Origin of the sequence: Rubritalea profundi (assembly GCF_002954445.1) — a bacterium.
Taxonomy (GTDB): Bacteria; Verrucomicrobiota; Verrucomicrobiia; order Verrucomicrobiales; family Akkermansiaceae; genus Rubritalea; species Rubritalea profundi.
Map to the genome: position 1 here is coordinate 1,528,187 of NZ_MQWA01000001.1, position 9,360 is coordinate 1,537,546.

Consider the following 9,360-nt stretch of genomic DNA (forward strand, 5'->3'; position numbering starts at 1 on the left):
CTTATCAGACAAGAAATGCTAGAAAATCTCGCTAATGCTGCACTTTCAGCATGATACTAGGCATCTTGACTATTATGACTATTAGACAGACTAAATGACATGTCATCTTGACTATTAGACAGACTAAATGACATGTGACTTGAGAATTCCCTTTATGCATAAGGGATCTTGAAAAATGATCTTGGTCTATGAAGCGCTATATCAGCTAGATTTTTGTAGGGGAAACGGGCTAGAATGGCAGGCGGAAGTTCGCTGGTGAGGTCTGAGCGCTGTGAGTCAGCAGCTTTGCTGGGAATATTTGAGCGACCGAGACGGTCGCGCTACGTGGAGTAAGGACTTGCACTTCTCACTAGGCTCGTAAACTAGGGGAAAGGACACTATTTTGCTGAATTGCTATGGGCTAGATGAAAGGGTTTTGTATACTTTCCTAGAAATAAGAAAAATGAGACCCGCTAGGAATAGGACAAGCCCCGTAGTCATGATGACTGAAGCAACTGTGGAATGAAATTGATACTCGGCTTGTAATGATGGAGTTGGATCCTGGTAGGGTATGCCCGCAAAGAGAGTGTCGTAAATAGACCCCGCTACGATGAAAGCTAGCCCGATCGCCAAAGGTATTAGATTGTAGATTATACGTCTCATTTTTAGCAGAACTTTTATGGTGAGCTATCCTGGAGAGTGTCAGGATGAGATCGACCGACTTATTCTGCATTTTCGCTACTGGCATTTCCCTGCGGAAGTATATGTCGTTTCAGGAAGTTAATCATTGTCAGTTTGTTGTCTGCATTGTGGAACTGCTTTCCTCCATGCCCAGCGTTTTCAATTAAGACTAATGCGATGGATAGGCCGGCGTCTGAGTACACATCACGCATTCGTTCTGATTGGTCAAGCAGTACGGTTTTATCATTCACTCAGTGATAAACCAACATGGTTGGATCATCAGGACTGATATGAAAGGCAGCAGACGCCATTTTAGCCAAGGCGGTTTTCTGATCAGCGCCACCCCCAAGTAGTCTATATACTACAGATCCCGGCTCATTGGCTTTGCTAGCTTGGGTTTTGGATCGCAGTAAAAAATCTGTTGGGCCATAAAAATCAATCACGGCTTGCACTCGCGAGGATTGTTCAAGATGGCTCCCCACCTTGCCTTCGAGGTCCGACACTCCGCCGGAAGTGCCGAGAAGTGCTGCTAACATACCTCCCGCGCTAGATCCAGCCACAGCCAATTGCTCTGTGGGATACCCATAGTTTTCTTGATTCGCTCGTAGCCAACGCACAGCAGCCTTGCAGTCGTGAATCTGGGCTGGAAAGATAGCCTGATGGGTGAGTCGGTATGATATGCTGGCTACGGCAAAGCGATGATCAGTCATCCAGCGGATGTCACATTTTTTTCTACTGCCAGCCCTCCAGCCACCACCGTGAATCCATATCACTAAGGGCGGATTCTTCACTCCATCTGGGAGGTACAGATCTAGCGCGAGCCTGTCCTCATTGATCACTGCGAATTCGACATTTCTAATGATCTGTTCACTGCCACCGCTGGAAAAATTGAACATCCATAGTAGTAAGAATATGCTAATTGGAATTTTCATTAGAAAAGTGTGAATTTATTTTTTTTTGAATAGAGTAATTAGTTGTCACTCATCTCAGTGTTGTGAAGATATTGTCTGCCCATGCGGAGCCCTTCTACGATGACGCTAAGCTTTTCCATGAGTGTTGTGGTTTCTTTGCTTAGAATGTCGCAGAGCAGCAGCCTTCGCGTCCACTATAGAATTGCCGCTATAGATGAGCTTATTTTCAGTGGCATCTTTCTCACTGGTATGGAGTTGGATGTTAAGAGCCTTCAGAGTGCGGAGGACGAGTGCTAGTTCCACGCTCGGTTTAGCTTGCTCTAGAGCAATGATCCAGTCTCGACTCACGCCACTGCGCTCGGCGAGTTGGGCCTGTGTCCAGCCTATCTCTTTACGCCTTGTCTTCACTCGACTAGCGATGTCTCTGGCACTGATAATCTGCATACTTTACTCAATAACAAAGTGGGTGAACGTCCGCAAGGCCTAAATGTTGACGAACGACCTCATTGAACGAATGTTAACGATCAGCAACATTTCTTAAATGTCGATGGACACCGTCTTTTTGAAAACGTCCTCTGATACATGACTCTGAGACTGAAGGGCAGCTTGAATACGCTGGTGAGGTCTGAACGCGTGACTATTAGACAGACTAAATGACATGTTCACCTCAGATATTGTCTGTTCCCTGAATATGTTCCCTGGATACTAAGGGCGGACTCAGTGGCTAACCGATCAGCATTACATACCTCATCCTATTTCCTTTCAAATTGCGAATCGGCAATTGAAAAAATGTTCTGCCATCTCTATTGTGCCGCTCAGGTCTATCCCTTTATACTTTAACTTGCTGACTCCCTCTCTCCGATTCCTTCAACGGCGCCCTCAAGCGGCCCACGCAAAAAAAATCTAGCAGTTTTGTTAGGCAACATTCCATCGTAATTTTGTCTAACAAAACTGCGATACCTCTTACTCTAAAACAAACAGCAAGAAAAAGCCTTACTTGGGCACCATATAATCAAGCTCACTTCTTGAAAAAACGAACCAACACGACGAATGACATCAACTTTAAGCACTCTTCCAAAAAACAAAATTCCTAGCAGTATTCTTCATCTCTGCATTGGCTTACTGATGATGCTAGGCAATCTATCGGCTCAAAATTTCAAACAAGTCAATGTGAGCTACAAACTTAACGGGAAAGATGCGTCAAATACGATCTATATTCCTCAGTACTCGGGAGAAATACAACCTCCGGTCCGTGGTGTCATGCAAAATGTCAGTGGACCGTTGAAGAGCTTTGCGCATAAAAGTCAGGTAGCTATGATTGCTAGGCTTGATGAAGGCAGGGGGTTTAGTAAGGCCTTGCTTGCGGCAGCAGCAAAAGCATCGAACCAACCTGAAATCGAATTTGCTGGCGCCATCGTGCAAGGCATCAGTAAAGGTGGTCGCGCAGCGGCAGACTGGGCTGCAGCAAATCAAGCAAGAGCCATTGCTGTAATCCTTGACCACTCAGCCATTTGGCGCATGGATTTCCCAAAGCGTGTTTCAGGAGTGCCGATGTATTTCAATGCCACTCATGCTGACCTGTTTCAAAATATCGACCGCCGTAAGTCTCACTTTGGGTGGTGTGCTGCTGCATTTAACGCAAAACAGCCATGTACTGCAGTGATTGATATTACCGAAAAGGGTGGGCACGGTGGACGAGGCACCACAACCCTAACAGCTATATGGCTTGAAGAAGTGATGAATTTCAGAGTTCCTGCCAATATACCTGTTGGGCGGGCTTATAAACTTATCGATGTGAACCCTTCTAGTGTAGGTGGCTATGTTTCGGCAAAATTGTCTCAAAAAGGCAAACGCACTTTTCACGATAAGGTGAAAATTACGGCCAAAATGAGCGGTTCGACTTGGTGGATTCCTGGACCCAAATCCGCTGCCATGTATTTAGAGTGGGTTCGTAGTAACGGGGGATCTGTCGAGAAGGATGAAAGTGATCAAATAAAAAATGCGCCAATATTTCTTGATCTACCACCTGAGTTACGTAGAGCGGCTGAGTCTATTGAAGCTGAAAAATGGTCTCAGGCCTACGCTGCACTCAAGAAGAATAAGAACCAAGAAGATCATTTTGCTAAGACACTAGTGAATAAAGTGAATACGCAAGTGGAGGGGCATCTTGCGCTTCTTGATAAGCAAAAATCTGTTGGAGATGTTTATGGTGTTTATGCTAATTTTCAAAAATACTCTAAATCATATAAAGGGATTCCTGCTTATGATGAAGTGCTTAAGAGTTATGCATCCTTTTTCAAAGCTGAAGAGAATAAAGCACAGCTGAAGCTAGGTCGCGAGTTCCACAGCATTATTAATCGCATGAATAAAATGAAAAGGGCGAGTGAGGCTGGCTTAGAAGTTCTGGAAAAGTTTGCGAATGATCATACCGAGACGGTGCACGGTAAAGCTGCCAAGAAAGCATTTGAGAAAATCTCTGAGGATTCATCTTTGAAGCAATCTGCAGAAAGTTATTATTTAAGTATAGCGGGGCAGGACTAGTTTTTTCGGCAGCTTTGCTGGGATTATTTTGAGCGACCGAGACGGTCGCGCTACGTGGAGTGTGACCGCCACATTGCGCCGACGCGCTGGGGGTGACGATGAAGCCCCGCCACTGTCGTCAAGCCGACCCTGCCGCAGAGCGGAGTCAAGCCACGCGCAGTCCAGAGTGGGCGGTGATTGGCGAAATGAGGACAACCTAGCCGGACGTTTTCGGAGAAACGTCCCTGCCGAACCATTCGTGAGATTCGTGGTGGAAACGTTTCATCATTCTGGATTTCATCGGGCAGGCATTTTCGCCGCTTTCGTCTTTTTCGCGGTAGAAATTTGCTTCCTTATGCTGGCTTAGTGAAAAGAGGCTGGAAGCGCTGTTCTACGTGTTCGCTCGTTGGGTCGCTGTTTTTCTATGCATAGCGGGCTTGAACCTCTTTTAGATTAGGTGCATGTTGTGCGGACACGAATTTCTAATACCAAAATCATGACACTCCAAGGAACATCAATTATCGGCGCCAATCGTGGCCAGGGAAACCAGGCTACGGGTAAGAGCATCAATCCAAGCACCAACGAAGCGATCGAGCCCACCTACATGGCTGCCACCAGCGATGAGCTTGAAAAAGCGGTTGGTCTTGCTGCTGAGGCATTTCAAACGTACCGCCATACCAGCGGTAAAGATAAGGCGCTCTTTTTGAACGCTATTGCGAATAACATCGAAGCAGTTATCGAAGACTTAGTGGCGCGTATGCCCTTTGAAACGGGTCTTCCTGAAATGCGAGTCCGCGGTGAAGCTGGACGCACCTGTGGCCAGCTGCGGATGTTTTCCAAGTTGCTCGATGAAGGTTCATGGGTAGACGCACGGATTGATCGTGCTCAGCCCGACCGCCAACCGTTGCCAAAAGTGGACACTCGCAGCATGCTGCGCCCGCTCGGTCCAGTCGCTGTTTTTGCAGCCTCCAACTTCCCACTCGCCTTTTCCACCGCCGGTGGAGACACAGCCTCGGCTTTGGCTGCGGGTTGCCCAGTGATTGTCAAAGCGCATTCGTCCCATAGTGGCACCGCAGAGATCGTTGGTCTTGCAGTGCAGAAAGCTGTGGCTGACTGCGGATTACCTGAAGGCGTGTTCTCTCTCGTTTACGGTGGTGGACGCACGATTGGTCAGGCACTGGTTAAGCACCCTGCGATCAAAGCTGTCGGCTTCACCGGTTCCTACGCTGGTGGTCGCGCCCTGATGGATCTTGCGGCAGCCCGTGAGCAACCTATTCCGGTTTACGCTGAAATGAGCGCTATCAACCCGGTAGTTATTTTACCTGGTGCTGCGCAAGAGCGTGGAGCCCAACTCGCGCAAGGCCTATACGGTTCCATGACTCTAGGAGTTGGTCAGTTTTGTACTAATCCTGGATTGATCTTCATCCACGAAGACCACGCCGAAACCATCGCCACTGAAACAGCTAAGCTAGTCAGTGCAGGTTCTAGTAGTGCTATGCTCAACGGTGGTATCTGCGATGCCTACTGCAGCGGCCTTGAGGCATTAGAAAATAACTCAGCGGTCAAGCAACTCGCCAAGGCAACAGCCGGCGAAGGATCAAACCAAGCAGTGGCAGCTCTTTTCCAGACGGATATCCAGACACTGCTCACCACAGCAGCACTCACCGATGAGGTGTTTGGTCCGGCCAGCCTGATTGTTACCTATAAAAATGACTGCGAATTAATCAAAGCGTTCCAGTCGCTCGAAGGTCAGCTTACCGCAAGCATTCACGGCACCGATGCAGAACTCGTCGAACAGCGGGAATTGACACAGCTTATGGAAGATCGTGCTGGGCGTATTGCCTTCAACGGTTTTCCAACTGGCGTAGAGGTTTGTGCTAGCATGGTACACGGAGGTCCATTCCCATCTACCTCTGATGGTCGAAGCACCTCAGTGGGCACGATGGCCATTTACCGTTTCACCCGTGCTGTTTGCTGGCAAGATTGCCCGCAGTCTCTGCTACCAGAGGAACTCAAGGACGGCAACCCGCTGGGTATTCAACGCAGCGAGGTCTAGGACTGATTTGTGGCTCGTTGAGCTCAAACCTAAAAATCAAAAAGGCGGCATGCTATAGCATGCCGCCTTTTTTATAGATTTTTTAAAGACTCAATATTGTCTAATTTAGCCTACTTTCCTTCCCAGGAGTTCCACCAGTTGCGGAATAGGGCGTGTTGGGAATCGAGGTGAGCTTGTTGAGATGCGCTTAGCTTGTCATCTGCATAGATCTGGTGTTCGTAGGCGCTGTTACCTTCAAGAACCATAAGGTGCTTGTAGTAGAGCACGAGGTCAGTGCCTTCGTCGAAGGTGCAGAGGATGTTCATTGCCTCACCCAGTTGGAGTGCTAGGACGCGCGCTTTAGCATCGCCAGTAGCGGCAAGTTTGCAGAGCTCTACCATTTTTAGAACTTCTTTCGGCATCGCTGTACCAACACCAGTGATGGCGCCGATAGCTCCGCAGTTGACGAAACCATGGAAAGCTTGGGTGTCCACACCGACCATCAGTGTGAGATTCTCGTTGCCAGTGGTGATGTGCTCAGCGGCGTAAGTGAGTGCTGCTGCTCCGCCGAATTCTTTGAATCCGATCAACTGTGGGTATTTCGCGTTCAACTTGAAGAAGAGATCCGCTTTCGTCTCAAAACCATAGTGAGGTGAGTTGTAGATCACGGCTGGAAGATCAGGTCCGCCAGCTTCGAGAATTGCTGTGAAATGATTGTGCTGGGCAGCTGGGGAAAGTGTGCGGGAAAGTACGCGTGGGATAACCATCAGGCCGTGCGCTCCTACTTCACGAGCGTGAGCAGCATGTGCCGCAGCGATCTTTGTGTTTTGTGCGCCAGTGCCTACGATGGTCCTAATGCCAGCGTCGACCAGTGCCTTCACTCCGGTTTGGCGTTGTTCATCGGTGAGGAGGGGCCAGTCGCCCATCGATCCACAGTAAACCACCGAGTCCATGCCGGCATCGATCAGTCCTTTAGCTGTGGCTACTAGTGCGGCGACGTCGGGGTTGCCCTCGGCATCGCAAGGGGTCATCAGTGCGGGAATTGTTCCTGAGAAAATATTGCTCATGGCGAAGATACTAGCAGCATTGTCTTGTCCGAATAGTGGGTAGAAGCTTGCTTTTTTACATCAAAATCCCGCAGACAGTAAATGCTAATACTTCTACTGACCTGTAGACCCTCTCCCGCTTTTGATTTCTGTTCGAGACCAATTTATTTTTGCCACTGAGGAAACCACCTCACATTACGCGTTGAAAATGACCACTAAAAACGGTGATGACTTGGAGAACATTTTCACCACAAATGAACCTCAATGTACAGCGGACTGCTGCCTCATCAGCTTAAGCGCCATTGAGGCCTGACCCTTGATCTGCAGACCCTTGATCTGGACCGGCATTTCTTATGGCTACTTGACACTACGCCCCGTTGGTGCCATATTGACAACATAGCGCCTATCCACTAAGTCTTGCCGCACAGCCATCATGCACATCATCACCCGCCGGAGGCTCAAAGAATACGGCAACAAACACCCGAACGCCGCCGCTTCACTCACAGCGTGGTACGCCGTGGCCAGGGCCGCGCGGTGGCAGTCCATTACCGAAGTTAGAAAAGCCTTCCCCCACGCAGATGCCGCACAAGCCGCACAAGCCGCCAGTGGCAAGACCATCACCATTTTCAACATCGCTGGAAACAATCACCGGCTCATCACCGCCATCCACTACAACACGGGAAAAATTTTCATCCTCAAGATCCTCACTCACTCGCAATACGACAAGCCTAACTGGAAAAAAGAACTATGAGCCGCACACACAACAAAACATCCCTGCCCAGGTTTTCCGCACTGCCCAAAACCTACGAAACACTGTGCCGCCTCCACATGCCGCGCACCATCCATGACGGTATCGAACTGGAAGCTGCCACGGAAATCATCGACCTCATGGCAGGGCACAAGCTCACCAAGGACCAGGAGGACTACCTCACCACGCTGGCCGATCTTGTGGCCGTGTACGAGGAAAACCACATCGACCAGCTCCCCAAGCTCAAGCCTCACGAATTCCTTGCCGCCCACCTCGACAACATCGGCATGAGTGCCACCGCATGGGGCAAGCTCATCGGCATCGACCGCTCGACTGCCTCACGACTTCTCAGGGGGGAAAGAAAGTTCAATACCGACCACATCCGCAAGACAGCCGAGGCTCTGCACATCGATGCTGGATTGATGATATAGAATCACAGCTGATGCGCGGGTAATTATAGACCCCACGCAGGACTCGGCGAATGGTTTCTTTGTTTCTTTTATTTCCAATCGCGATAATACTTTCCGAATAAGTAAGTATTGTGTGTCTATTGAATAAGTAAGTATTGTGTGTCTATTAGGTACACAAACTTCCGCCAGCGATCAAACCATCGTGATCGATCTGCCAGCAAACACGGTCTTGCTGTTAAAGCTGCAACCTCTATAAAAGAAACGTCCCATGAATAACAATAAAAACATACCATCTTCAGGCAGCCGTCTTTTTTTCAGGCTGTCGTTCGTCTGCTTGTCCCTCCTCGGTACGGTCTCACAGCTCAAGGCTGGCAAGGAAAAAAAGCCGGTTGAAAAAAGGTGGTCCGAGACCATTGACGGCAAAGAAGTCAAGTTCATGACCCTCGATGGCATCATGGTCCACGAAAAGGATCAAAAAAAGCAACCATTGCCAACAATCGTCACTCCTGGCACCCCCAGTACTCAGGAAAAAATGGGCACCGCTCCTTCAGATGCAGTCGTCTTGTTCGATGGCACCAAGAAATCGATGGATAACTGGCACGGCACCCGGCCCAAGCACCCGAATAACGATTGGAAATTGCTCGGGGATGGCTCCATGGAAATTGTGGTCAAAGCCGGCTCTATCAAATCCAAACAGAAATTTGGTTCCTGCCAGCTCCACCTCGAATGGATGTCGCCAGCCGACGCCAAAGGCGAAGGCCAAAGCCGCGGCAATAGCGGCGTTTCGCTGATGGACAAATATGAAGTGCAGATTCTCGACTCGTACAATGACATCAGCCCGACCTACGCCGACGGTCAGGCCGGCGCACTTTACGGACGCTCGAAACCAGCCTTCAACGCCTGCCGGAAACCCGGTGAGTGGCAAACTTACGACATTCTCTTCACCCGCCCGATCTTCGACGAAGAAGGTAAAGTAATCAGGCGTGCTAAATTTGTCGTCCTGCACAACGGCATCTTTATCCAGGACAAA

8 protein-coding genes are annotated in these 9,360 nt (G+C 49.2%); 5 read left to right on the plus strand and 3 right to left on the minus strand.

The window, feature by feature from the left end; genetic code table 11:
• Positions 1 to 911 precede the first annotated feature (911 nt).
• Together BSZ32_RS06650 and BSZ32_RS06655 are read right to left on the minus strand one after the other, a co-directional pair.
• Positions 912 to 1,592, minus strand: a complete 681-nt coding sequence (locus BSZ32_RS06650) for an alpha/beta hydrolase (protein ID WP_206018747.1) — start codon at positions 1,590 to 1,592, stop codon at positions 912 to 914.
• A 105-nt stretch (positions 1,593 to 1,697) separates the two neighbouring features.
• Complete coding sequence (locus tag BSZ32_RS06655; protein ID WP_105042715.1) at positions 1,698 to 2,015, minus strand: helix-turn-helix transcriptional regulator; 318 nt, start codon at positions 2,013 to 2,015, stop codon at positions 1,698 to 1,700.
• Between the two features lie 606 nt (positions 2,016 to 2,621).
• On the opposite strand from BSZ32_RS06655, the gene BSZ32_RS06660 reads away from it, so the two are divergent.
• Together BSZ32_RS06660 and BSZ32_RS06665 are read left to right on the plus strand one after the other, a co-directional pair.
• Entirely contained in the window at positions 2,622 to 4,112 is a 1,491-nt protein-coding gene (locus tag BSZ32_RS06660; protein ID WP_129589632.1) for a hypothetical protein, read from the plus strand.
• 475 nt (positions 4,113 to 4,587) lie between these two features.
• Positions 4,588 to 6,147 (plus strand): aldehyde dehydrogenase (NADP(+)), encoded by a 1,560-nt coding sequence (locus BSZ32_RS06665; protein WP_105042717.1) that lies wholly within the window; start codon positions 4,588 to 4,590, stop codon positions 6,145 to 6,147.
• Between the two features lie 110 nt (positions 6,148 to 6,257).
• Here the strand turns inward: BSZ32_RS06665 and BSZ32_RS06670 are convergent, their stop codons facing one another.
• Positions 6,258 to 7,193, minus strand: a complete 936-nt coding sequence (locus BSZ32_RS06670; protein ID WP_105042718.1) for a dihydrodipicolinate synthase family protein — start codon at positions 7,191 to 7,193, stop codon at positions 6,258 to 6,260.
• A gap of 412 nt (positions 7,194 to 7,605) precedes the next feature.
• On the opposite strand from BSZ32_RS06670, the gene BSZ32_RS06675 reads away from it, so the two are divergent.
• The 3 genes from BSZ32_RS06675 to BSZ32_RS06685 form a co-directional block, all read left to right on the plus strand.
• Entirely contained in the window at positions 7,606 to 7,923 is a 318-nt protein-coding gene (locus BSZ32_RS06675) for a type II toxin-antitoxin system HigB family toxin (RefSeq protein WP_105042719.1), read from the plus strand.
• Complete coding sequence (locus BSZ32_RS06680) at positions 7,920 to 8,351, plus strand: helix-turn-helix domain-containing protein (protein WP_105042720.1); 432 nt, start codon at positions 7,920 to 7,922, stop codon at positions 8,349 to 8,351. Before BSZ32_RS06675 ends, BSZ32_RS06680 begins: the two co-directional genes overlap by 4 nt.
• Positions 8,352 to 8,598: 247 nt before the next feature.
• Positions 8,599 to 9,360, plus strand: a 762-nt coding sequence (locus tag BSZ32_RS06685) for a 3-keto-disaccharide hydrolase (protein ID WP_105042721.1), incomplete at its 3' end; no start/stop codon positions are given.